General features: G+C 56.7%; 20 protein-coding genes. 18 read left to right on the top strand and 2 right to left on the bottom strand.

Annotated elements, in window-relative coordinates; translation table 11 throughout:
* Nucleotides 1-22 precede the first annotated feature (22 nt).
* The gene (locus D7M11_RS01150; protein ID WP_120745307.1) at nt 23-385 is read right to left on the bottom strand and encodes an iron-sulfur cluster biosynthesis family protein; all 363 of its coding nucleotides are present in this window, start codon (nt 383-385) and stop codon (nt 23-25) included.
* 132 nt (nt 386-517) lie between these two features.
* On the opposite strand from D7M11_RS01150, the gene D7M11_RS01145 reads away from it, so the two are divergent.
* The 11 genes from D7M11_RS01145 (at nt 518) to D7M11_RS01095 (ending at nt 11,870) form a co-directional block, all read left to right on the top strand.
* Nucleotides 518-2,038, top strand: coding sequence for a carboxypeptidase M32 (locus tag D7M11_RS01145; protein ID WP_120745306.1), 1,521 nt, complete (start codon nt 518-520; stop codon nt 2,036-2,038).
* Nucleotides 2,039-2,180: 142 nt separating this feature from the next.
* On the top strand, nt 2,181-3,191 hold the full coding sequence (locus D7M11_RS01140; RefSeq protein WP_120745305.1) for an ABC transporter substrate-binding protein: 1,011 nt from the start codon (nt 2,181-2,183) through the stop codon (nt 3,189-3,191).
* Between the two features lie 28 nt (nt 3,192-3,219).
* Complete coding sequence (locus D7M11_RS01135) at nt 3,220-4,014, top strand: ABC transporter ATP-binding protein (protein ID WP_120745713.1); 795 nt, start codon at nt 3,220-3,222, stop codon at nt 4,012-4,014.
* Nucleotides 4,011-4,850, top strand: coding sequence for an ABC transporter permease (locus D7M11_RS01130; protein ID WP_120745304.1), 840 nt, complete (start codon nt 4,011-4,013; stop codon nt 4,848-4,850). The genes D7M11_RS01135 and D7M11_RS01130 overlap by 4 nt, the downstream gene beginning before the upstream one ends.
* Nucleotides 4,851-4,984: 134 nt before the next feature.
* Nucleotides 4,985-5,932 (top strand): aromatic acid exporter family protein, encoded by a 948-nt coding sequence (locus D7M11_RS01125; protein WP_120745712.1) that lies wholly within the window; start codon nt 4,985-4,987, stop codon nt 5,930-5,932.
* Between the two features lie 130 nt (nt 5,933-6,062).
* Complete coding sequence (locus D7M11_RS01120) at nt 6,063-7,016, top strand: ABC transporter ATP-binding protein (protein WP_120745303.1); 954 nt, start codon at nt 6,063-6,065, stop codon at nt 7,014-7,016.
* The gene (locus D7M11_RS01115; protein ID WP_120745302.1) at nt 7,013-7,807 is read left to right on the top strand and encodes an ABC transporter permease; all 795 of its coding nucleotides are present in this window, start codon (nt 7,013-7,015) and stop codon (nt 7,805-7,807) included. Before D7M11_RS01120 ends, D7M11_RS01115 begins: the two co-directional genes overlap by 4 nt.
* A 35-nt stretch (nt 7,808-7,842) precedes the next feature.
* Nucleotides 7,843-8,517, top strand: coding sequence for a response regulator transcription factor (locus tag D7M11_RS01110; RefSeq protein WP_120745301.1), 675 nt, complete (start codon nt 7,843-7,845; stop codon nt 8,515-8,517).
* Nucleotides 8,514-9,575, top strand: a complete 1,062-nt coding sequence (locus tag D7M11_RS01105; RefSeq protein WP_120745300.1) for a sensor histidine kinase — start codon at nt 8,514-8,516, stop codon at nt 9,573-9,575. Before D7M11_RS01110 ends, D7M11_RS01105 begins: the two co-directional genes overlap by 4 nt.
* Nucleotides 9,576-9,868: 293 nt before the next feature.
* Nucleotides 9,869-10,435, top strand: coding sequence for an outer spore coat protein CotE (locus tag D7M11_RS01100; RefSeq protein WP_120745299.1), 567 nt, complete (start codon nt 9,869-9,871; stop codon nt 10,433-10,435).
* A gap of 100 nt (nt 10,436-10,535) precedes the next feature.
* Nucleotides 10,536-11,870 (top strand): putative amidoligase domain-containing protein, encoded by a 1,335-nt coding sequence (locus D7M11_RS01095; RefSeq protein WP_120745298.1) that lies wholly within the window; start codon nt 10,536-10,538, stop codon nt 11,868-11,870.
* A gap of 36 nt (nt 11,871-11,906) precedes the next feature.
* Here D7M11_RS01095 and D7M11_RS01090 read toward each other — a convergent pair whose 3' ends face one another.
* Entirely contained in the window at nt 11,907-12,989 is a 1,083-nt protein-coding gene (locus D7M11_RS01090) for a sialidase family protein (RefSeq protein ID WP_205127014.1), read from the bottom strand.
* A gap of 266 nt (nt 12,990-13,255) precedes the next feature.
* On the opposite strand from D7M11_RS01090, the gene mutS reads away from it, so the two are divergent.
* The 7 genes from mutS to D7M11_RS01055 all read left to right on the top strand — a co-directional run bounded on the left by mutS (nt 13,256) and on the right by D7M11_RS01055 (nt 24,644).
* A complete protein-coding gene (gene mutS / locus D7M11_RS01085) occupies nt 13,256-16,021 on the top strand; it encodes a DNA mismatch repair protein MutS (protein WP_120745297.1) in 2,766 nt (921 codons plus the stop codon).
* A 13-nt stretch (nt 16,022-16,034) separates the two neighbouring features.
* Nucleotides 16,035-17,501 carry a S41 family peptidase gene (locus D7M11_RS01080; RefSeq protein ID WP_120745296.1) on the top strand — a complete coding sequence of 489 codons (1,467 nt, stop codon included), beginning with the start codon at nt 16,035-16,037 and terminating at the stop codon, nt 17,499-17,501.
* A complete protein-coding gene (gene mutL / locus D7M11_RS01075; protein ID WP_120745295.1) occupies nt 17,501-19,585 on the top strand; it encodes a DNA mismatch repair endonuclease MutL in 2,085 nt (694 codons plus the stop codon). Before D7M11_RS01080 ends, mutL begins: the two co-directional genes overlap by 1 nt.
* Nucleotides 19,585-20,358, top strand: coding sequence for a class I SAM-dependent methyltransferase (locus tag D7M11_RS01070; protein ID WP_120745294.1), 774 nt, complete (start codon nt 19,585-19,587; stop codon nt 20,356-20,358). The genes mutL and D7M11_RS01070 overlap by 1 nt, the downstream gene beginning before the upstream one ends.
* Nucleotides 20,355-21,308 carry a tRNA (adenosine(37)-N6)-dimethylallyltransferase MiaA gene (gene miaA / locus D7M11_RS01065; RefSeq protein ID WP_120745293.1) on the top strand — a complete coding sequence of 318 codons (954 nt, stop codon included), beginning with the start codon at nt 20,355-20,357 and terminating at the stop codon, nt 21,306-21,308. The genes D7M11_RS01070 and miaA overlap by 4 nt, the downstream gene beginning before the upstream one ends.
* A 69-nt stretch (nt 21,309-21,377) precedes the next feature.
* Nucleotides 21,378-21,620, top strand: a complete 243-nt coding sequence (hfq, locus tag D7M11_RS01060) for an RNA chaperone Hfq (protein ID WP_120745292.1) — start codon at nt 21,378-21,380, stop codon at nt 21,618-21,620.
* 198 nt (nt 21,621-21,818) lie between these two features.
* Nucleotides 21,819-24,644, top strand: a complete 2,826-nt coding sequence (locus D7M11_RS01055) for a transglycosylase domain-containing protein (RefSeq protein ID WP_120745291.1) — start codon at nt 21,819-21,821, stop codon at nt 24,642-24,644.
* Nucleotides 24,645-24,719: the final 75 nt, after the last annotated feature.

Here is a 24,719-nt window from a genome sequence, read left to right as displayed (position 1 = left end):
AAAGAGGCCCTTTTGCTGCGATTCAGGCTTTAACGGATGACGAACCGGCCGCTGCGGTGCGGAAATCGATCGTTTTCATGTGCGAATTGTACGTTTGCTGCTTGCTTTTCAGAACGAGCGTTGGTCCTCCGGGCTTTCGATCCACAGTCAATTCTTCCTCGAAGAAAACGGCCTGCTTCGGATCGAAAAATACGGTAAACGCGTTGCTGCGGGCAAGCTGGTCGTCCTCGTCCGGGTTATTGACGAGCCACAGGGCGGCGACACCGTTCACAGCGCAGCCGCAGCCGTCGGTATCGTAGGCGAGCTTTAAGGCGCCTGCGGCCGTTCCGGTATAATAGGTTTGACGGATGAAGGCGGCCGCATCGTCGGTAAAGTGAATGTACATATTCGGAAACCTCCCCGCATGGAATCGTAGTGTACTGATTGTAACACAAAAAGCCGGCGAAGTTGATTCCTCCCGCCGCTCCAATGTATGATGGAACCATCCGTTTCCGCTGACGAAGGAGGAATGTTCAAGATGAGTGAATCGATCCAAGCGCTTAGACAGTCGTTTCGCAGTTATGTGAAGAAGATGAAGAGCTACGGGGAAGCGCTCGACGTCATGTATTGGGATTTGCGCACCGGTGCGCCCCGCAAAGGCGTAGAAGCCCGTTCCGAGGTCATCGGAGAGCTGTCTGCAGAAATGTTCAAAATGTCCGTATCGAGCGAAATGGGCCGCTTTTTGGAGCAGTTGTCGGAGCCGGGCGTTTTCGAACAGCTTGACGCCGTGGACCGGAAGCTGGTGGAGGAGTGCAAGAAGGAATACGACCGCAGCATCAAAATTCCGCCGGACAAATACCAGGCATACGTCGTTCTGACGTCCCAGGCGGAATCGGTATGGGAAGAGGCGAAGGAGAAAGCCGATTTCGCCATGTTCCAGCCGTATTTGGAAAAAATCGTTGCCGCGAACCGCGAATTTATTGAGCTGTGGGGTTATGCGGGGCATCCGTACAATACGCTGCTCGATATGTACGAGCCGGGAATGACAACCCAGAAGCTGGATCAGTTGTTCGCGGACGTGAGAGCGAAGCTGGTGCCGCTTGTGGCCGCTATCGGGCAATCGTCGAACGTGCCGGATACGGCGTTTTTACGGCAAACGTTTGATGTGACGCAGCAAAAAGCGTTCAGCTTGTACATACTGAAGGAGCTCGGCTACGATTTCGAAGCCGGACGGCTTGATGAGAGCGTTCATCCGTTTGCGACAGGGCTGAATCCGGGCGATGTGCGCATTACGACCCGCTACCTGCCTCACGATGTAACGAGCGCGTTGTTTGGCACGATCCATGAATGCGGCCATGCGCTGTATGAGCAAAATATTTCGCAGGAGCTGATCGGCACTCCGTTATGCACGGGAACGTCGATGGGCATCCACGAATCGCAATCGCGCTTCTGGGAAAATATGGTCGGACGCAGCCGGACGTTCTGGAAGCGATATTACCCGAAACTGCAGGAGCTTTACCCGGACCGGTTCGAGGGCGTTTCGGTCGACTCGTTCTACGACGCGATCAATGTCGTGCAGCCTTCGCTCATTCGCATCGAAGCCGACGAACTGACCTACAATCTGCATATTATGATCCGCTACGAGATTGAGAAGAAGCTTTTCGACGGATCGCTTCGCGTCGCCGATCTGCCTGCATACTGGAACGAGAAGTATAAGGAGTATCTCGGCGTCGTTCCGGCTCACGACGGCGAAGGCGTGCTGCAGGACGTCCATTGGGCCGGAGGCGCGTTCGGTTACTTCCCGTCGTATTCGCTGGGCAACATGTACTCAGCGCAGATCCGCTCCACGATGGAGAAGCAGCTCGGCGATCTCGACGATTTGGTGGACAGAGGGGAATTTTCCGCGGTCAAGACGTGGCTGGTCGAGAAGATTTATCGTCACGGCAAGCTGCTGACACCGAATGAAATCGTGGAGGGCGTGACAGGAGAGCCGCTGAATCCCGAATATTTGCTGGATTACCTCGGCAAGAAGTACGGCGACATTTACAACTTGAACTAAGGGTTATAAAAGGCAAGGAGCTCGCGCTCTCTTGCCTTTTTGCTTTTCGCCGCCGTTTATATCCGCCTTCCCTTCCGGGCCTCACACCAATACATGGGCAGCCGCATAAACTGATGGCAAAAAGCAAAGGGAGAATGGCAACATGGGCAAAACGATGAAGCCGCTGCTGGCCGTCCTGGTCGCCCTCGCTGCGGTTGCGCTCGCCGCCTGCTCCGGCACCGCTGCGGACCGGACCAAGATCCGGATCGGCGAAGTAACCCGCTCTATTTTTTATGCGCCCCAGTACGTGGCGATCAGTCAAGGCTTTTTCAAGGACGAGGGGCTGGATGTCGAGTTGACGACAACGGCGGGCGGCGACAAAACGATGACCGCGCTTCTGTCGGGAGCGATCGATGTGGCGCTCGTCGGTTCAGAAACATCGATTTATGTGAACCAGCAAGGCTCCGGCGATCCGGTCATCAACTTCGCGCAGGTCACGCAGACGGATGGAACGTTTCTCGTGTCGCGCAAAAAGATCGACAAGTTCGACTGGTCGATGCTGAAGGGGAGCACATTCCTCGGCCAGCGTAAAGGCGGCATGCCGCAGATGGCAGGCGAGTTTACGCTGAAGAAGAAAGGGATCGACCCGCAAAAAGATTTGAAGCTGATTCAAAACGTCGACTTCGCCAACATTCCGGCCGCCTTCGCCTCGGGAACCGGCGACTACGTGCAAATGTTCGAGCCGCAGGCGACCGTTATCGAAAAAGAAGGGAAGGGCTTCGTCATCGCTTCGTTCGGTGTGGAAAGCGGGCAGCTGCCGTATACGGTGTTCATGTCCAAAAAAAGCTTTATCGATAAAAACTCGAAATCGATTCAAAAATTTACGAACGCGGTCTATAAAGCGCAGCGCTGGGTGGCCGAAAAGCCGGTTGACGACATAACGGCTGCGCTTATGCCGTTCTTCGCCGATACGGATAAAGAGATCGTCAAGGCGGTCGTGAAGCGGTACAAGGATCAGGCGTCGTTTGCGACGGACCCGATCGTGGACGAGAAGGAATGGAACAACTTGCAGGATGTGATGCAGGCGGCAGGCGAGCTGCAGCAGCGGGCCGATTACGGCAAGCTTGTCAACAACACGTTCGCCCAGAAAGCAATCGAAACCGTCAAAAAATAAGGAACCGGAGGGAAGGGCGGTGAAGGCTGTGGACGAGGCGAAGCCGTCAGTAGTTTTGCAAGAGGTTTCCCATGTATACGTATCCGGCAAAACGGCGTTTCTGGCACTGGAGCGGATCGGGTTTACGCTTCAGGCCGGGGAGTTCGTCAGTCTGGTCGGGCCGAGCGGCTGCGGCAAAACGACGCTGCTCTCCATCGTCGCGGGGCTCATCGCGCCGACCGCAGGGCGCGTGGAGGTCGGCGGCAAAGCGGTAACCGGCCCTTCCCGGCAGATCGGCTACATGCTGCAGCACGACTACTTGTTTCCGTGGAGAACGATACTGGACAACAGCCTGATCGGGCTGGAGCTGCACGGGAACATAACGGAGGGGCAGCGCAGCGAAGCGCTCGGGCTGCTCGCGGAGATGGGACTCGGGGACGTAGCGGGCCAGTATCCGCATCAGCTGTCGGGCGGGATGCGCCAGCGGGTGGCGCTCGTGCGGACGCTGGTTACGTCGCCGGACATTTTACTGCTCGATGAGCCGTTCTCCGCGCTGGATTACCAGACGAAGCTGCAGTTGGAGCAGCTCATAGCGGATACGCTGCGCAAGTGGGGCAAATCGGCGCTGCTCGTGACCCATGACATCTCGGAGGCGATCGCGATGAGCGACCGGATCATCGTGATGGACCGCAGGCCCGGACGTCTGCGCCGGGATATTCGAATACCGGAGGAGATTCGGGCGGCCAGTCCGATGAAAGCGCGGGAAATGCCGGGGTTTCATCGGCTGTTCGGCGAAATATGGAACGAGTTCGAGGACATGGAAGCGAGGAGGGAACCGTTATGATACGGAACGCAGGGGCCGGAAGCGGAGACGCTCGGCCGGCCGACCTCCCTTCCCACGTGCTTGCGGCGCATCGCAAGTTGCTGCGCAGGCGAGCAGTGGCCGTCCTAACGACGCAAATCGCGATTTTGCTCGTCTTTCTTGCCGTCTGGGAAGTGGCTGGAAGACGCCAATGGATCGACGTGCTGCTGTTCAGCTATCCGAGCAAGATCGCCAGGCTGCTGGCCGGCAAATTGGCCGACGGCTCGCTAATGCCCCACGTCTGGACGACCGTGCTGGAAACGGGAGCGGGCTTCCTCCTCGGTACGCTGCTCGGCACGGCGCTCGCTACACTCATCTGGTGGTCGCCTTTTCTGTCCCGGGTCCTCGATCCTTATCTCGTTGTGGCCAACAGTATGCCGAAGGTGGCGCTTGGCCCGCTGTTTATCGTCGGACTCGGTCCGAACATGGGGGCGATCATAGCGACCACGCTTGCCGTCACGGTTATCATTACGACTCTGGTCGTGTATGCAAGCTTTAAGGAAGTAGACGATAACTATGTGAAGGTCGTGCGTATGTTCGGAGGAACGAAAAGCCAGTCGTTCCGCAAAGCGATTTTGCCCGCTTCGATTCCGGCTATCGTATCGACGCTGAAAGTAAATGTCGGGCTCGCCTGGGTCGGGGTGATCGTCGGCGAATTTCTCGTATCGAAGCAGGGGCTCGGTTATTTGATCATTTACGGCTTTCAAGTGTTCAACTTTACGCTTGTGCTCGGGAGTCTCGTTATTATCGCGATCGTGGCGACTGTGATGTACCGGGTCGTAGCTTCTATAGAAGCAAGACTGAACAGAAAGCCGTAGGGAAAGGAAAACGGGATGCGGAGGACGGAAGGTTGTCGCATCCTTTTTTACCGGAGCGCCAGCGGACAAGCTCGCCGATTGAATGCGAAGCCGAGTTGATTTACTATAGAAACAAAAACAGGGGGGAGTCGCCTATGGGTATTAGAACCTTGAAAACCGCAATCGCCACGGTGGCTGCCGTTTATTTGGCGATGCTGCTGACGCTGCAGTATCCGATGTCCGCCGGACTGCTGGCGATCCTGGGCGTGGAGTCGACGATCCGCAAAGGCATCGTCACCTCGCTCGTCCGCATCGGGGCGTCGGTGCTGGGGCTGGCTATCGCCACGATCATGCTGGTCGTGTTCGGCTTTCATCTGCTCGTGCTGGCCGCCTTCATTCTCATTGCCATTCCGGTGCTGCTCCGGCTCAAGCTGCAAAACGGGCTCGCTACCTGCTGCGTAGCGGTCTTCCACGTCTTCTCGATCGGCGACGCGACGATTCCGATCGTCCTGAACGAAATCGGATTGCTGCTGGTCGGGCTGGGAACGGCTACGCTCGTCAATATCGTTTATATGCCGGACACCGAGCGCAAACTGAAGATGGGGCGCGAGCGGGTCGAACATTTGTTCTCCGCCATCTTTTTGCAAATCGCGCACAGCTTGCGCGATGTCGATTATGCCTGGAGCGGAAGCGAGGTGCTCGAGCTGCGCGAAGCGATCGATAGCGGCAAGGCCGAAGCGGTGAAGGCGGCGGAAAACCGGCTTTTTCCCGGCAAGCCTTACTGGGGCCAGTACTTCCGTATGCGCGAAAGTCAGCTCGAATCGATCGAGGACATGATCCATATCGTAGCCCAGGTGTACAGCAGCTTGCCGCACGGCCAGCTCGTGGCGGAGCTGTTCGAGGCGCTCAGTGTAGACGTCAAAAGCGACACGTATACTGGAAACGTGGAGAAGCGGCTCACCGCGCTGGAGGAGCAGTTCAAGGGCATGCCGCTGCCGCAAAGCCGCGAGGAGTTCGAGGTGCGCTCGGCCATTTTGCAAATGTGCCACGAGTTGAAATATTATCTCAACATCGCGAAGAGAGAAAAGTACAGGCTGGAATGAGAAGAGTTTTCCCCGGCTGAACGCAGTACATATTCAGTTCACATTTACCGATTATGATAGGTACTGTTCCGAAAGTGATCGGCTTGGGTCGCAGATTGAAGCCGGCACCAATCATGGAGGAGGAAACGGAATGGAACCTATTATAGCGGTAAACAATTTGGTGAAACGATACAAAAAAGCCGACAAACCGGCCGTGGGCGGAATTAGCTTCGAGGTGAAGCAGGGAGAGTTTTTCGCGTTTCTCGGCCCAAACGGAGCAGGCAAAACAACGACCATATCCATACTGACCACAACGCTCTCGAAGACGGAGGGGCAAGTTACGATTGCCGGCTACGATATAGAACGGGAAGCTGCCGAGGTCCGGAGAAACGTCGGGATCATCTTCCAGAACCCAAGCCTGGACCTGGATTTGACGGCGGAGGAAAACATTCGTCTGCATGTCAGTATTTACGGCATATACGGCTATCGTCCGCTTTATCGGATGATGCCTGCCGAATACCGGCAGCGTATCCATGAACTGGCCGAAGTCGTCGGGCTTCAAGACCAATTGTTTAAGAAAGTCAAAGGCTTTTCGGGAGGCATGAAGCGCAAGCTGGAAATTATGAGAAGCCTGATGCATAACCCGCGCATTTTGTTTCTGGATGAACCTACGCAAGGACTCGATGCTTCGGCCCGTCAGTCCATATGGACTTATTTGAAACAGCTCCGAAAAGAACAAAAGATTACCGTGTTTCTGACGACTCACTATTTGGAGGAGGCTGAAGAAGCCGATCGTGTATGCATGGTGACCGGCGGGAAAATCTCCGCGCTAGGAACGCCGGATGAAATCAAACGGCAGTTGGCGGGCCCCGGCATGATGGTGCTGGCATCGGACGACATCGAGACGTTGAAAAACGAGCTTACTCTACTGAACGCTCCCTTTGTCGAGGAGCCGGGCGGCTTGCGGATCACCTGCTGGGAAGGGCAAGCGCAAAAAATCGTCGCAGGCTTGAAATCGCCGTTAACGAAGCTCGATATTCGCCAGCCGACGCTGGAAGAAGCGTATCTGAGTCTGGTAACCGGCAAAGGAGGCGTTTCGGCATGATTGCAGCTTGGAGAAGGGAAGGTAACGCCGCGGCGGCGATCGCCGCAAGAGAAATTACGAAAGGGATTAAAAATCCCACCTTGCTTATTGTCTCCATCGTGATGCCGATTATTTTTATCGGCCTGATGGGCGGGAGCCTGTCGCAAAATATGGCCGGCGGACTCGGATACAACTTCCTTCAATTCATGATGATCGGGATGATCGTGAACAGCACGTTCACGGGCTTGGTCAGCGGCATGAGCTCGCTGATCGAGGAGAGAAATCAAAACTTGACGCAAGAGCTTTACGTGTCGCCGATTTCGCGATATACGATTATCGTCGGCAAGATGATCGGCTCCAGCTTTTCCAGCTTAGTCGGTCTGCTCGGCATATTACTCGTCGCACTACTTATGAACATCCCTCTTGGGGGCATGCATATCGTTTACCTGTTTCTGCTGACCCCGCTGTTTTGTCTCGTCGCAGGATCGCTCGGCATTTTATTCATCGGCTTCGTTCAGGACAGCAAGTCGGCCGACATCGGCTCCATGATGATCGTTATGCCGCAAATGTTTCTCTCCGGAGCGATGATTCCGATTCAGCATTCCACCGGCCTGCTCGGCTTTTTGGCGAAGCTCATGCCGATGACCTACTGCATCGATTTTGCAAGAGCCGTTTTTTACGCGGGAACTCCGGAATACGATCTTGTGGTCATTCATCATCCGCTTACGGACTTGGCCGTAATGGCCGCTTGTTTCCTTGTATTTACCGTCGTCGGAACGATTATGTTTACGAGGTCGGAAAGAAACCGTTAAACTCAACCATAACCGATTTTGAAGGCGGGATCGTGATGCCGTATATTTTAGTCGTCGATGACGACAGCCATATCCGCGAGCTTGTCACCCACCTCCTGCGCAAGGAAGGGTTCTCGACCGAAGAAGCCGGAAACGGTCGGGAAGCGTTGAACGAGCTTTCCCGCAAACGCGCGGATCTTGTCATCCTCGATATTATGATGCCGGAGATGGACGGCTGGGAACTGTGCAGGAATCTTGCGGACGATTACCCGGATCTGCCGGTTCTCATGCTTACCGCCAAAGGAGAAACGGTGCATAAAGTAAAAGGCTTCGAGCTCGGAACGGACGATTATCTCGTAAAGCCGTTTGAGCCCCTGGAGCTGATCGCCCGCGTGAAGGCGCTGCTTAAGCGTTACCGGATCGCCGCTTCTCAGCAAATCCGGATCGGCGGTCTTGAGCTGGACCGGAAAACGTTCGAATGCCGGATTGGAGGCGAAAACGTAACGCTGCCGCTCAAGGAATTCGAGCTGCTGTTTCTTCTCGCCAGCTACCCGGGGAAAACGCTGACGCGCGACGCTCTGATCGAGCAAATATGGGGCTTCGACTACGAAGGCGACGAGCGCACGGTCGACGTTCATATCAAGAGGCTCCGGGAAAGGCTCGCGGAAGCGGATCGTTTGGAAATACGGACGATTCGCGGGCTCGGATACCGTTTGGAGGAAAAAGGATGAAGCGGCTTTCCCCGAAGCTCAAATTGATCCTGATCAGCTGCCTGCTATTTATAGGCGTGTTTTCATGGCTGACTGTTTGCTGGATCGGGGCCTTCTATTTAATGGAAGTGATTCCCTGGGAGCCTGCGCCTCTGCTCGATCATCTGATCACGTCCGGACTCGGCTTCTTGTTGTTCGGTTTTACGATGATGCTGATTTCTCTCTTTACGCGGAAAAGACGGGATGCGTTTCTGCAATCGATCATGGACGCCCTCCGCCGGATCGCCAAAGGAGACTTTAGGGTAAAAATCCCGCTGGAGGGGGAGTGGAATGATGGCCAAATGAGCTTTTTGGTCCGAGGAATCAACGATATGGCGGCCGATTTGGAAAAAATAGAAGTGATGCGGCAGGAGTTTATATCCAGCGTCTCGCATGAAATTCAGTCCCCTCTGACCTCGATCGGCGGATTCGCCCGCGTGTTGAAGGAAGGCGATCTTTCTTACGAGCAGCGGGTCCATTATTTGGACATTATCGAGCAGGAGAGCGTTCGTCTGTCCCGGCTGTCCGACAACATGCTGAAGCTGGCTTCGCTCGATTCCGACAAGCATCCCTTCAATCCTGTCGACCTAAGGCTGGACAAGCAGTTGCAGCGTGTCATTTTGGCCGCGGAGCCACAGTGGGCTGCGAAAAATTTGGAGCTTAGCGCACAGCTGGAGCCTGTACAGGCTCAGGCGGATGCGGACCTGCTTGAACAGGTATGGACCAATCTGCTTCATAATGCGGTTAAGTTTACACCGGAGAATGGTACCATCCTCGTAACGCTCCTTAAGACTACGGACGAAGCGGTCGTTACCTTTGAGGATTCCGGCGCAGGCATCCCCGAGGAAAGTATCGCCCGTGTGTTCGATAGGTTTTATAAAGCAGACCCGTCGAGGACCCGAAAGGGAGGCGGAAGCGGACTCGGGCTCTCCATTAGCCGCAAAATCGTCGAAATGCACGGCGGGACCATCACGGCTGCGAACGGAAGCGAGCGCGGAGCGGTTATGACCGTCCGCTTGCCTGTACGCCACCAATCTTAAAAAGTCCGGGTTCCGGCGGGAACAATCATATTTATTGCAAAAGAACTATAAATGAAGGTGGCAGGGAGGAGTACCTCGCTGCTTTTTGGTTTGCAAAAAGAAAGAGTTGGAATCCGGTGATTGGCCGCGAAGCCTATACCACCACTGGTTTCATGAGCTTGCATCAAACGCGGAATACCGATTATATCAGGGTTTTCCGAATTATTTATATTCGTCTGCATCCAATTAATCAACATTCGCCTATGTCCTGCATACACTTTAATTGAATGATTGTCATGGAGGAGGTTTGCAGGATGTCGACATCACATAGAGATACGCATTGCAGAGAAATCATCACGAAAGCTGTATGCGGCAAGGGTCGTAAGTTTTCTCAAGTGACGCATACCGTAACTCCGCCACACTCGCCGTCCAGTATTCTTGGTGCTTGGGTCATTAACCATGAATATGAAGCTGTCAAATCGAACGACGGAGTCGAAGTGGTAGGTACTTACGATATCAACATTTGGTATTCTTACGACAAAAACAAGAGCACAGACGTAGCAAAAGAGACAGTATCTTATGTAGAACTGGTCCCGCTGTCGTATCTCGATTCGAAACATAGAGCCTCCACGGTTGAGGTGTCTGCGGTCGCAACGCAGGACCCGAACTGTGTGGAAGCGAATGTTTCGTCCACTGGGGGAGGTGTTGTTATTCGAGTGGAGCGGGAATTCCAGGTTGAGTTGGTCGCCGAGACGAAAGTGTGCGTTCTCGTATGTGCAGGGGGCTGCGACGATCTCGAGAAGGATACCGACTTCGACGATAACGGCGATACCGAATTCGAGGATCTGGACCCGGATCTGCTCGACGACGAAGTGGATTAATACTTACTGTATATACTATGTCGGAGCTGTGCATTTCGTCAGGGGGCATTCGCCCTCTTTTTTGTTTAGCGGCGCTATCGGAGGAAAGGAGGCGGCCCGGGTGGACCCTTTACATGAGCAGGCCAAGCGGCTCGGCTTAAACGCCTCGGTGCGGGACGGCCGTGAGGGCCGGATGGGGCTTGGACACGAGGAGGCCCGTCTGCTCGGCTATGCGGAGCTAACGGGAACCGGGGACGATCGGGTCATCACCCATCGTTACCGGTTTTTCTTGTTTCACTTCGAGGTGTTGCTTACATACAAATCGGCGGCCAATTGCGTTTATACGGCGCGTCATGCGCGGAGCGGTTCGCTGTACACGCCGGTCCGTACCGATTGTGACGGCGGCGAGCAGTGGAGTCTGGTTGAGGCGGACGACAAGACGGATGACCCGAAGCTTAGAAGAGCGAGGAAGGCCGCCCTGCGCATTTTGTACATAACCGGCTTCGATTACGGAATCGTAGATATCGGTATTCGTTCGGGAGAGAAACCCGTGCTGCTTGCGCTTCAGCCGGATGCAGCCTTGGATGCGGCGCAGGCGCAGCGGATGGCGGAGGCGCTGGAGCGGTATCGCAGGCTGGAAGCGGCCGATAGCGGGGATGCCTGGAAGCCTCCGGTCCTGCTGGGGGCTGACCCCGAGTTTCTGCTGACCAATGCGGACGGCAAGGTCGTACCGGCTTCCGTCTATTTGCCGAGAGCCGGGCTTGCCGGCTGCGACCTCGTCCGTATCGCCGGCAAGGTGCATTATCCGTTAGCTGAGCTGCGCCCGGTGCCAAGCGCCGACCCGTTGCAGCTCGTCATCCATGTTCGCCGGGCGCTTCTGGCTGCGTCCGAGCTTATCCCGGACTCGCCCGGAGTGAAGTGGCTCGCCGGAGGAATGCCGGCCAAAGGGTTCGCGCTTGGCGGTCATATTCACATAAGCGGAACCCCGCTCCGGGCGGAGCTGCTCCGGGCGTTCGACAACTATCTGGCTCTGCCGTTAATCCTAATCGAGGACAGCCGGGCGGCTTCACGACGCCCCCGCTACGGCATTCCCGGCGACTTCCGCCGTCAGCCGCACGGCGGCTTCGAATACCGGACCTTGCCCAGCTGGCTTGTTTCGCCAAAGGTGGCGAAAGGCGCGATCGCCCTGGCGGCGCTGATCGCGAAACGCTACAAAAGCTTGCGGGCAAGACCGCTGCATCGGGCTGCCGTCCTCAGGCAATACTTTGCGGGCGATAAAGCCGGACTTCGCGCAGTTGTTCTGCCGCTGCTGGACGACATTCGCCGGCTGCCGGAGTATACGGAGTATGAGCCTGCTCTGGAGCCGCTGCTTGCGATGATAGCAAGCGGACAGAGCTGGGACGAAAGCCGCGACATTCGGGCCGGGTGGAAAATCCCGGTGCCTGCGGACGTATGATCGCGCTCCGTTCGACCCGTCAGCTGGGGAAGCTGCTCACGGCTTGAAGCGGGTAGCCGCAATATGTCTGATGCCTCCGTCATAGCCGTTCGGATCATTAGCTTCATTGAAATAGTAAGCGGCGAGCACCTCGCCGGGCGTTGTTTCGACGGCCCTCGGGTAGCCGAGATCTTTGCTGCCGCCGTCGTCGCGCAAAATAAGCTCCGGTCCCCATGTCCGTCCGCCATCTTCGCTGCATGCGGCGCGAATGCCAAACGGAGGGCGCCGGTATCCGTAAACGGCAAGCAGTCTGCCGTCACTCAGCAGCTTCAAGTCAACGACGTCGCCATGATCGTTGATCCGCGAGACGAAGCGCCACGTCCGGCCCCCGTCCTCGGAAGCGTACAGCTCGTTCCAGGCGGCGATCATATCCGGCTTGCATCGAACGGCCGCTAGGATCGTACCGCTTGGAAGCAGGACGGGCGAGGGGCAGATCATCCGGTATTCATGACTTGCCGGCATAAGCGAGATCAAGGACCAGTTTACGCCGCTGTCGAACGAGGCGAAGACGACAGGCCGGTCATGCGGATTCGTTTTCGGCTTCGCCGTCAAAAACAATAAAATGACGCCATCCGGCCGTACGATATAGGAGGGGCGCCCTTGGTAGCGGGGAATGCCGCAGCCCGGCAACAGCACGGCTTCCCCCCATACGGCTCCGCCGTCGCGGGACAGCTTGATCCAGGCTTTCGCTTTATCGCTGCCCGAATTCGGCGTACTCCAGCATGCGAGCAGCACGTTCGGATCCGAAAAGTCCGCCCCTTCGGCTATTTTTCGCGCCGGCCCGTACAGCAGCGGCTCGGCCAGATGGTAATTGTCCTCGATATCGGCCGCCTCCGACCAGGTCCGTCCTCCGTCGAGCGTTCGCGCGGCTGCGATGCGGCCGTACGTTTCCACGCGGTCGTGGTTCAGTTGTCCCGGTACGGAATAGTTGCAGGCGATGTTCATAAACCCGACGAGGACGTGTTGGTCCGACAGCTTCCACATCCCGGCATTAAACGGCCAGGAGCAGAACTCGTCGTTTTTGCGGTACACGATTGTATGCTCGGCATCTGTAGGCTTGACAGGCTTATAATATAACATGCGGACTCCTCCATGATCGAAATGCAGGACTTCCCGGCATACGCCGCATCATTTGGTGTTATCGATAACATTTCGTCGCGCCGAATGCACTGGTTTCTTCCACAGTATACCAGCAGCAGGCTTGTTTGGGCAGGGGAATCTGCGTTCGTTCGTCCGTTTGTCCGGCCTTCCGAATCGGTTCGATGCAGGACAAGGTGAGCGGCACGTTTTATGTTATAATGAAGGTTACACGCAGTTGAACCACGATTTTCGGTTGGGGGATGGACATGAGCAAATATACGCCGATGATCGAGCAATATTTGTCGATCAAGGCTCAGGCGGAGGACGCCATACTGTTTTTCCGTTTGGGCGATTTTTATGAAATGTTTTTTGACGACGCGATTCAGGCGGCGCAGGTGCTGGAAATTACGTTAACCGGGCGTGAAGGCGGCATGGAGGAACGTATTCCGATGTGCGGCGTCCCTTATCATTCTGCAGAAGCTTATATGAATCGACTGGTCGAAAAAGGATTTAAGGTAGCCATCTGCGAGCAGGTGGAGGACCCTTCGGAAGCCAAGGGGGTCGTGAGGCGCGAGATCGTGCGGATCGTAACGCCGGGCACCGTCATGGACGGCAAGATGGCGCCGGAGACGAAAAATAACTTCCTCGTATGCGTCAGCTCGTCCAAGGACCAGTATGGACTGGCTGCTTGCGACTTATCGACGGGCGAGCTGTTCGTAACGGCTACGGAGTCCACTCTGGAACAGTTGATGGACGAAATCAACGTATACAGCCCGTCCGAGCTGATTGGCCAGCCCGGAGTGCTGGGCGAGCTGCGCGCGTCGATGGCCGGATGGCTGCAAGGCATGCTGCTTACGGACTGGCAGCGGAAGGACGAGAAGCTCCTCAGCTCCCAGTTTCCGCAGGAGCAGCTTCGGGAAACTTCGCCTGTTTGTGCGGAATGCGTCGCCCTGCTGCTTTCGTACTTGAGCGAAACCCAGAAGCGGGCGCTCACCCACATCACCCGTATCGAAAACTACGAACGCAGGCAGCATATGACGATGGACCCGTTCACGCGGCGCAATCTGGAGCTGACGGAAACGGTCCGGGAACGGACGAAAAAAGGCTCGCTGCTGTGGCTGCTTGACCGCACGGTCACGTCGATGGGCGGAAGATTGCTGCGGCGGTGGATCGACAAGCCGCTGACAAACCGCGCCGACATCGAGAAACGGCTCGAGGCTGTCGATTGCTTGTACAACCGGCTTATCGTGCGCGAGGAGCTGCGTCAACAGCTCAAGGACGTATACGATCTTCAGCGCCTCGTAGGGCGCATTTCGTACGGGAATGCGAACGGCCGCGATCTGGTCGCGCTAAAGCTGTCGCTGATGCAAATTCCGTTTATTAAGCAAATATGCGCCGAATCCGGTTCGTCAACGCTGCAAGAGCTTGCCGATACGATGGACGATTGCGACGATATCCGCGCCTGGATCGAAGAGGCGATAGCGGACGAGCCCCCCGTTTCGGTCAAGGAAGGCGGCTTGATCAAGCAGGGCTACCAAGCGCATCTCGATCAGTTGCGGGAAGCCAGCGCGAACGGCAAGATGTGGATCGCGGAGCTGGAGCGGCGGGAGAAGGAAACAACCGGGATTAAATCGCTGAAGATCGGCTACAATAAAGTGTTCGGCTATTATATCGAGGTCACCCGCAGCAATTTGTCGTCGCTGCCCGAGCACCGGTACGAACGGAAACAGACGCTGGCGAACGCGGAGCGTTTCGTCACCCCCGAGCTGAAGGAGAAGGAAGCGCTCATTCTCGAAGCCGAGGAAAAGATGGTCGACATCGAATACGAGCTGTTTATGCAGATCAGGGACAAGCTGGCTGCGGAGGTGAAGCGGCTTCAGCTCCTGGCCGAAACGGTGGCGGCGGCTGACGTGCTGCAATCGTTCGCGACAGTCGGGGCGACGTATCGGTACCGGCGGCCGGTTATAACCGACGGCTACGATCTCGTCGTCAAGGAAGGGCGTCATCCGGTCGTGGAGGCGATTTTGGAGGGCGGCTCGTTTATCGCCAACGATACGGATATGGCCCGGGACGACGGGCGCGTGCTGCTCATCACCGGACCGAATATGGCGGGCAAAAGCACGTATATGCGCCAGGTTGCGATGCTTAGCATTATGGCGCAAATCGGCAGCTTCGTGCCTGCGGAAGAGGCTACGATTCCGATCGTGGACCGCATCTTTACGCGGATCGGCGCGGCGGACGATCTGGTAGGCGGACAAAGCACATTCATGGTCGAGATGATGGACATCCAGACAATGACGGCAAAAGCGACGGAACGCAGCCTCGTTATTATCGACGAGCTCGGCCGGGGCACGTCGACAAGCGAAGGCATGGCGATCGCGCAGGCGGTTATCGAGTTTTTGCACGACCGGGTCGGCTGCAAAACGCTCGTCTCGACGCACTTCCACGAGCTGGCTCATCTGGAGGAGACGGAGCCAGGGCTCCGCAATCATTGCATGGCGGTCAAAGAGAGCGATGGCGACGTGACGTTTTTGCGCAAAATGATCCGAGGCGCAGCCAGCACGAGCTACGGCGTCTACTGTGCCCGCATCGCCGGACTGCCGGATACGATCATAGACCGGGCGTACGAGCTGCTGAGCCGGTTCGAGACGGCTTCCGCCGTTTTGCAATCCGCAGACGAAGCCGCAGCGGGCCGCGAGCGGACTAGGGAGGAGACGACGCAGCCTCCGGCGGCGATCCCAGCAGCGGCTGCTTCCGAAGTTGGCGGCGCCGAAGAAGCGGAGGCCGTGCCTGTTCGCGAGGAAACTTTTGCGCCGGAGATGGTCAAGGAGTCGCCGCTCGTGCAGCTTAGCTTGTTCGGAGAGGGCGAGCGGCCGGGCAAGTCGGCGGCGAAAGGGAAGTCGAAGGCGGAGCTGGCCGCCGAGAAGCTGAGCCAGCGGCTGCAAACCGCCGATTTGATCAATATGACGCCGCTTCAGGCGATGAATTTTTTGTTCGAGCTGAAGCAGATGGCGGCAGCGGAAGCGAAATAAGGGGGATTATCCGATGAATCGCAGCATATTTGCCGGAAAGCTACGGGTATTCAAAACGCTTGCGGCGTCAATGACACTGCTGGCCCTGCTAACCGCTCCGGCCGCACCGACATGGGCGGAAGCCAAGGCCGAAACGGCGCAGCAGCTGAAGGAAGTCCGGGACGTCATCCAGAAAGTGCATTTGAGCGGAATAAGCGCCGCCGACTTGCAGGCGGATACGATCGAAGGCTTGATTCGAAAGCTGGACGATCCTTATACGGAATATTTCGACGAGGCGAGATGGAATGAGTTTCAAAATTCGCTCGAATTGAACTATGCGGGCATCGGCATGCGACTTGGGCAGGATGAAGGCGGCTTTATCGCCGTCGAAGTATTCGAGGGCTCGCCGTCGGTAACGGCCGGACTGCGGCGCGGCGACTACATTATTGCCGTAGGCGGGAGTCCGACGGCCGGCATGAGAATCGACGAGGTGACCGGCCTTATACGCGGAGCCGAAGGAACGGAAATAAGCATCCGGGTCAAGCGGGGAGACCAGCAGCTTGACTTGACGGTCAAACGCAAACAAATTCATCTGCCCGTCGTCAGTGGCGGCATGATGGAAGGCGGAATCGGCTACTTGAACGTCGACAGCTTCTCCGAGGAAGCCGACGAGCAGTTCGCCGCCATGCTGGACGTGCTGAAAAAAGCGAAGGCGAAAGGACTCGTTATCGACCTGCGCGACAATCCGGGCGGGCTGCTGGAAACGGCAAAGCATATCGCCGAGCAGTTTATTTCGGACGGCGTTCTCATCCATACCCGGGACAAATTCGGCGTGGACGAGCCGCTATACATCCGAAGCGGACAGTCGGTTTCGTTCCCGGTGATCGTTCTTGTCAACGAGAACAGCGCCAGTGCTTCGGAAGTGCTGACGGCCGCTTTGCAGGATTATCATAAAGCCGCTGCCGTTGGTAAGAAAACGTACGGCAAAGGAAGCGTTCAGTCGCTCTATCCGCTTCCGTCCGGCGGCGTGCTGAAAGTAACGGTTCAGGAATATTTATCGCCGGACAAGCGTGTGGTTAACAAGGTCGGGCTTATGCCGGATATCGAGACCGAAGGTACCGTACCCCAGCTTCTGACGGGGCTTCGCCAAGCCGGGCTGAACGACATTCGGCTGGAGGCGGACAAACATTCCTATAAGGTGGGCGGGTTCGAATTTTTTGATGCGGATTTGCCGACGATCACCGATGCGGGTCATCTTTATATGCCTGCCCGCGTGCTTGCGGCGAGCGTCGGGGAACAGCTCGTATGGAACGAAAGCCTGCACGCCGTAGAGATCGGTCAAGGCAGCGCGAAGCATTTGTTTAGCGACGGGACGGGTTTCCGCAACGAAAAAGGGACCGGGTTCATTGAGCTGAGCCGCTTCAAGGAGCAATATCCGCAAATCGAATGGACGAACGATGCGGAGAAGACCGTGCTGACCGTGAAAGGAAAAGAAATGTAATGGGAAAAATTAAAGTGCTCGACGAACATGTGGCGAACCAGATCGCCGCAGGCGAAGTCATCGAGAGGCCGTCGTCCGTGGTGAAGGAGCTCGTCGAAAACTCGCTGGATGCCGGGAGCACCAGAATAAACGTCGCGATCGAGGAGGGCGGCCTGCAGCTCATCCGCGTAACGGACAACGGCAGCGGCATCGAAACGGAAGATTGCGAGGTCGCCTTTTTCCGCCATGCAACGAGTAAAATCGGCAGCGGCAAAGATTTGTTCCAAATTCGCACGCTTGGCTTTCGCGGCGAAGCGCTGCCGAGTATCGCGGCCGTAGCCAAGGTGGAATGCGTAACGTCTCCGGAGCGGACCGGCCTTGGCAGGAAGCTCGTTATCGAGGGAGGCTCCGTCAAGGCGTTCGAGGAAACGGCCGCGTCCCGGGGCACCGATATGACGGTCAAGGAGCTGTTCTACAACACACCAGCCCGGCTGAAATACATGAAGACGATCCAGACCGAGCTGGGCCACATTTCCGATTACTTGTACCGCAGCGCCATGGCGCATCCGCAAGTGGCGTTCACTCTGAGGCACAACGGCTCGGTTTTGCTGCAAACGCTCGGCAACGGGGATCTGCTACAAGTCATTGCGGCCGTATACGGCACCGCTGTAGCTAAGACGATGCTGCCGATACAAGCGGAAAATGCCGACTATACGCTCCAAGGATATATCTCGCGTCCGGACATGACCCGGTCGAACCGCCAGGCGATCACGATGATCTTAAACGGCAGAACGATTCGCAATTACTCGGTATCGAATGCCATACTCGGCGCGTATCATACGCTGCTTCCGATCAACCGTTACCCGGTCGTTTGTCTGCACATCGGGATGGACCCGGCGCTTGTCGATGTGAACGTGCATCCGGCGAAGCTGGAAGTACGCTTCAGCATGGAGCAGGAGCTGACCCGGTTCGTTGAAGAGCAGGTTCGAAGTGTCCTGAGAGGTCAGGTGCTCATTCCGGAGGCCGCCAGGCCAACGCCGAAGGCGGCTGTCGTGCAAGAGCGGATGGAGCTGTACCGCGCGCCCGCCGAGCCGTTTGCCGAATCCGACGCCTATCGGAGCGCACCGCTTCCGGAGCCTCCGACGGAAACCGGCACCGCGGCTGCCGACGGCTCCGAGCCGGAACGCCAGGAGATGGAATCTCCCGACGATCGCGAGCAAGCGCCGGTCCGGGAAGCGGCTCCGCCCGCTAACACGAACACGACAGAGCCTTACATACCTGACCGTTCGGAGGAGCGCCAGCAGATTAATCCGCAGAAGGATTACAGTGGGGCTCGTGGGGAGCAGCGCCGTTCGGATTTGGACAGCAGCGCGCAGCGAAGCACTGTTTCGTCTTCGGCGGCTACCGGCAGGAACCGAGGAGCTTCTTACGAACGGCCGGATTCCAAAGGCGGCGTTCCCTATGATCGCATGACCGGGATGCTGCCTGCATCCGGAGCGCTGCAGCCGTCTGCGGCTCCGCGGTTCCCGCAGCTTGATCCGATCGGGCAGATGCACGGAACGTATATTGTCGCCCAGAGCGAGACGGGTCTGTATTTGATCGATCAGCATGCCGCGCATGAGCGCATTAACTACGAATATTACTACGAGAAATTCGGCAAGCCCGCCGAGGCAAGCCAGCAGCTGCTCGTGCCGCTTACGCTTGAATTAACAACGGCGGAGGCCGAGGCACTGACCGGCAAGCTGGAGCTGCTCGGACAGGTCGGCGTCGATCTGGAGCCGTTCGGCGGCGGCGCCTTTCTTGTCAGGGGACTTCCGCATTGGTTTCCGCCGGGAGAAGAGAAGGCGCTGGTGGAGGAAATGACGGACTATTTGCTGGCCGAGAAAAAGTCGGTCGATCTGACCAAGCTGCGTGAGAAGGCGGCGATTATGTGCTCCTGCAAAGCTTCGATTAAGGCGAATCAATATTTGAGCACGGCGGAGATCGAGGCGCTGCTCGACCGGCTGGCCCGGTGCCGCAATCCGTATACGTGTCCGCACGGAAGACCGATCGTAGTCAGCTTCTCGACGTACGAGCTGGAAAAAATGTTTAAACGGGTGATGTAATGCTTGTCACGACTTCCTATTCTCCGACGTCCGAAGCGACTGAGCGCGCGAAGCGCATCGCCGGCGAGCTTGCGCTGTCTTACGTGCCGCGGGGCACGTCCTCCGTCCGCCGGCTCGGCGAACGATATCGCGAGAGCGAATTTCTGCTCGTTACCGAACGGGAGCTGCACTATTACGGAGACGGCGATACGCCGCTCTTTTTTCACCCGTCGCTCTCTTTGGTTCGCGTTAAACGACTGATGAACGGAGAAAACGACGGATTGGTCAAAATCTCCGGTGCTGCCCCCGGGGACCGCGTAGTGGACTGCACGGCCGGACTCGGCTCGGATGCGATCGTGCTCTCCTATGCGGTCGGTGAAACGGGCGAGGTAACGGCTATCGAAAGCGAACCTGCGCTATATACGGTCGTGCGGGAAGGGCTGCTAACGTACGACTCGCCGCTAAAACCGTTCGAGGCGGCGATGCGGCGGGTCCGGATGAAGCTGGCCGATCATTTGTCCGTCCTTCGGGAACTGCCGGATCGCAGCGTCGACATTGTTTATTTCGACCCGATGTTTCGCCGTCCGGCCTTGGAATCAAGTGCCATCGGACCGCTCAGGCAAGTCGCCAATCACGCGCCGCTTGCGGAGGAGTCGATCCGCGAGGCGCTCCGCGTCGCCCGCAAAAGCGTCGTGCTGAAAGAAAATAAAGACAGCGGCGAGTTCGAGCGTCTGGGCTTCCCCGAGATGCCGCGCTCGCGCACGAAAATAGCCTATGGAGTGATACATCCTTGACGGAAACGAAACCGCGTCTTCTCGTGCTGGTCGGGCCTACGGCCGTCGGGAAGACGCAATTAAGCCTGGAGGCGGCAGCGCGATACGGCTGTGAGATCATTTCCGGCGACTCGATGCAAGTATACCGGGGCATGGATATCGGAACGGCGAAAGCCTCTTTGCAGGAGCGATCGATCGTGCCCCATCATATGATCGACATTCACGATCCGGACCATCCGTTCTCCGTCGCCGAATTCCAGGAGCGGGTAAGGGGTCTGATCGCGGACATCGGCGACCGCGGCAAGCTGCCTTTTATCGTCGGGGGCACAGGCCTGTACATCGAATCGGTATGCTACGACTATCAGTTTAGCGATATCGGCGTCGACGAGGAGTATCGGGCGGAGTTAAACAGCTATGCCGATCGTTATGGCGAGGAAGCGCTGCATGACAAGCTGAAGGCTGCCGATCCCGAAACGGCAGCGCGAATTCATCCGAACGACCGGAGAAGGACGATCCGCGCATTGGAAATCGTCCATATCGCAGGAGCCCCCGTCTCCCGCGAGCAGGCGAGACACAAAAAGGAATCGCCTTACGAACTGTGTATCGTCGGCTTGACAATGGACCGCGAAATTTTATATAAACGTATTGAAGCGCGCATCGACGAGATGGTGGGGCAAGGGCTCGTCGGCGAGGTGGAGCGTCTTCTGACACGCGGCTATACGACCGACCTGCCTTCGATGCTCGGACTCGGTTACAAGGAAATAGCCGGATACGTCAAGGGCGACTATGATCTGGACTTCGCGGTCGAGCTGCTGAAACGGAATACGCGAAGGTTTGCCAAACGCCAGCTTTCCTGGTTTCGCCACATGACGGATATCCGGTGGATCGACGTGACGGAGCCAAATTTTTCTGAGCATTTGCAAACATTTCATGATATACTAGCAGGAAAGTTTACCCCCGATCCAGAATAATAGTGGGGAGATTACCAAACAACAATGCCGGCAGCGTCCGCGGACATTTCTATATTAGGGGGAACCTTGATGAACAAGTCGATCAACATTCAGGATACGTTCCTGAACCAACTTCGCAAGGAGAGTATTGCCGTTACCGTATATTTGACGAACGGTTTCCAAATCCGCGGATATATTAAAGCGTTCGATAATTTCACGATCATTATCGACAGCGACGGCCGTCAGCAGATGGTATACAAGCATGCGATCTCGACGTTCACACCGCAGCGTCCGGTATCGCTTATGCCCCAGGAGTCCGCAAGCGAATCTTGATGGATTCGTGCCGGTGGCCTTGAGCGGGCGCAACATTTTTTGAAACTTTTTCAGGTGGAATTTCGTTTAATAGGTGTACCACAAAGAGGAGCAACCCGCGGTGGGTTGTTCTTTTGCTTCCGGCACATAGAGAGATAGACGGGAATCCTGCGAAAGCGGGCGACGATTTTCGGATTCGGGTAGGGAAGGAGTCGGACGATGAGCGCAACAAGAAACGGTAACGGCAAGGAGCCGAAGCCCCCAAACAAAAAAAAGAAAAAGCGATTTCGGCCGCGAAAGCTGATCCTGTGGTTTTTCATCACCTGCGCGTTAGGCATGTTTTGTGCGATGGGCGGTTATATTTTCATTATGCTGAACGGGGAGAAGCTGTTCCGGGAAAATCTCGACAAGCTGGACATGGCGCAATCGGCCAAAGTGTATGACGTGCAGGGACAAGAGGTCACCACTTTGTACGTGGCGGGGGAAAACCGCGAACTTGTCGAGGCCAAGGATATTCCGCAGAGGCTCGGTCAGGCGTTTATCGCCACCGAGGATAAGCGGTTCGAGGAGCATGGCGGGATCGACTTCTGGTCGATCGGACGGGCGCTGGTCAAGGACGTCGTCAACCGCAGCGCGGTCGAGGGCGGCAGCACGATCACGCAGCAGCTCGCCAAAAACTTGTTTCTGAACGCGGACAAAACGATATTCCGCAAAGCGACCGAAGCATCGATTGCACTGGCGCTGGAAAACAATTTGTCCAAGGATGAGATTTTGACGCTGTACTTGAACCGGATTTACTTCGGCAACCGGGTGTACGGCGTGAAGGCGGCAGCCAAAAAATATTTCGGCAAATCGGATCTGAACCAGCTCGAGCTGTGGGAGATGGCGTCGCTGGCCGCTATTCCGAAGGCGCCTGCCTATTATAACCCGATCGATCATCCGGACCGGTCCAAGGAGCGCCGGGGAGTCGTGCTTCAACTGCTCAGGGATCAGGGCTATATAACCGAAGCGGAACGGGCGCAGGCGGCGGAAGTGGAGTATACGTACAAAGCGCCGGCAACGACGAAGGAGTATACGACGTTCATCGACTATGCGCTTGACGAAGCGGAGGAGAAGTCGGGCAAAACCGAGGACGAACTGCTGCGCGGCGGGTATCAGATCTACACGACGCTGGACACGGCGGCGCAAAAGGCGATGGAAACGGCGTATGCGAACGACAAGCTGTTCCAGAAGGACGGACCGAATCAGAAAATGCAAAGCGCGATGGTCATCGTGAATCACAAAGACGGCGGGATCGTCGGTATGGTCGGCGGCCGCGACTACAAGACGAAGCAGCTCAACCGGGCCATCCAGCCTCGGGCTCCGGGGTCAACGTTTAAGCCGATCGCGGAATATGGGCCGGCGATGGAGAAGGACTTCAAAAAGTGGAATCCGTATTCGATGCTGAAAGACGAGAAGACGACGTATCAGGGCGGCTATTCGCCGAGTAACTGGGATGGCATCTATCTCGGTCAGATCAGTATGCAGATGGCTTTGCAAAAGTCGGCCAATGCGCCTAGCGTTTGGCTGTTGAACGAGATTCGCGTACAGACAGGCATGGATTTTGCAAAAAAATTAGGAATAGATCTCGATGCGAACAAAGACAACAACCTTGCGATCGCGCTCGGCGGTTTGACGAAGGGCGTTACTCCGCTGCAAATGGCTTCGGCTTATGGCGCGTTCGCCAATAACGGGCTGAAGCACGAAAGCCACTCGGTCGTCAAAATTGTCGGACCGGACAACAAGGAGCTGTATAAGTTCAACGACAAGCCAACCCAAGCGATGAGTGCGAGAACTGCTTGGTACATGACGGTTATGCTCAAAAATGCCGTTGACAACGGTACAGGCACGAGCGCAAAACTCGGCAATTGGCCTGTCGCAGGCAAGACGGGCACAACGCAGCTTGATCTGAAAGGACTCGAGAAATATAACCGGGACGTCTGGTTCGCCGGTTATACGCCGGAATGGACTGCGGCGATCTGGATGGGCTTCGATAAGACCGATAAAGATCACTATGTATCCAGCGGCAGCGCGGGACCGGCCATTCTGTTCAAGGAAGTAATGACCAAAGCGCTGGCGGGGCGCAAGCCGACGCAGTTCCAGAAGCCGAAGGACGTTCCGGAGCTGACGCAGCCGCCGCAAGCAGTGAATGATTTAAGCGCCGCGTTTGTTCCGGAAAAAGGAACGGTACGGCTCACATGGTCTCCGATCACCGGCGACAATATAGTTTACAAGCTGTTCCGTAAAAGCTCGAAGGATAAGGATTTTGCCGAGCTGGCCCGTTCGGCGACGCCAAGCTTCGAGGATTTGAACGTGCCGGCGGGCGACAAATACGAGTATTATGTCGTTCCCTACAATTCGGCGACCGATACGGATGCGGAAAAATCGAATGTGGCGAACGTGGACGTTCCGGCCTCCGGCGCGAACAACGGCCAACCCGGGGACAATCCGAACGGTCCGGGCCAGGGCAACGGTCAAGGAAACGGGAACGGTCAGGGGAACAATGGCCAAGGCAACGGCCCGAACAACGGCAACAACAATAACAACGGTAACAACGGAAATGGGAACGGGAACGGCTCCAATCAAGGTGGTAGCGGCAATACTGGAACCGGGGGAACAGGAGGCTCTGGAACCGGAACGGGCATTGGCGGTTCCGGCGGGAACGGAACCGGAGCAGGTTCAGGTACCGGTGCGGGCCAAGGAGGCAGCGGGCAAACGAAACCGGGGACTCCCGGCACCGGCACCGGTACATCCGGCAGCGGCACAGGCGGATCAACCGGTGGCAGTACCGGAGGTACGAACGGCGGAAGCGGTACGGGTAGCGGCACGGGACAAACTCCGGGCAGCGGCACCGGTACAACGAAACCGGGCTCGGGAACCTCAGGCACTGGAACGTCAGGAACCGGAACGCCTGGAACCGGTGCGAGCACAGGAACGGGTACCGGAACCGGCGGCACCGGCTCGACGGGGGGAAGAACAATCCAGGTAACTCCGGATAATTTCTAGTATGCATACGTAACTCCTACAAAAAGAATCGGTCGGGCGACCGATTCTTTTTTGCGCCTATGCGTTTATAGTAAT

Source organism: Paenibacillus ginsengarvi (assembly GCF_003626695.1).
In the GTDB taxonomy this organism is placed as follows: domain Bacteria; phylum Bacillota; class Bacilli; order Paenibacillales; family NBRC-103111; genus Paenibacillus_AB; species Paenibacillus_AB ginsengarvi.
This window is presented reverse-complemented; position numbering and strand designations above follow the sequence as displayed.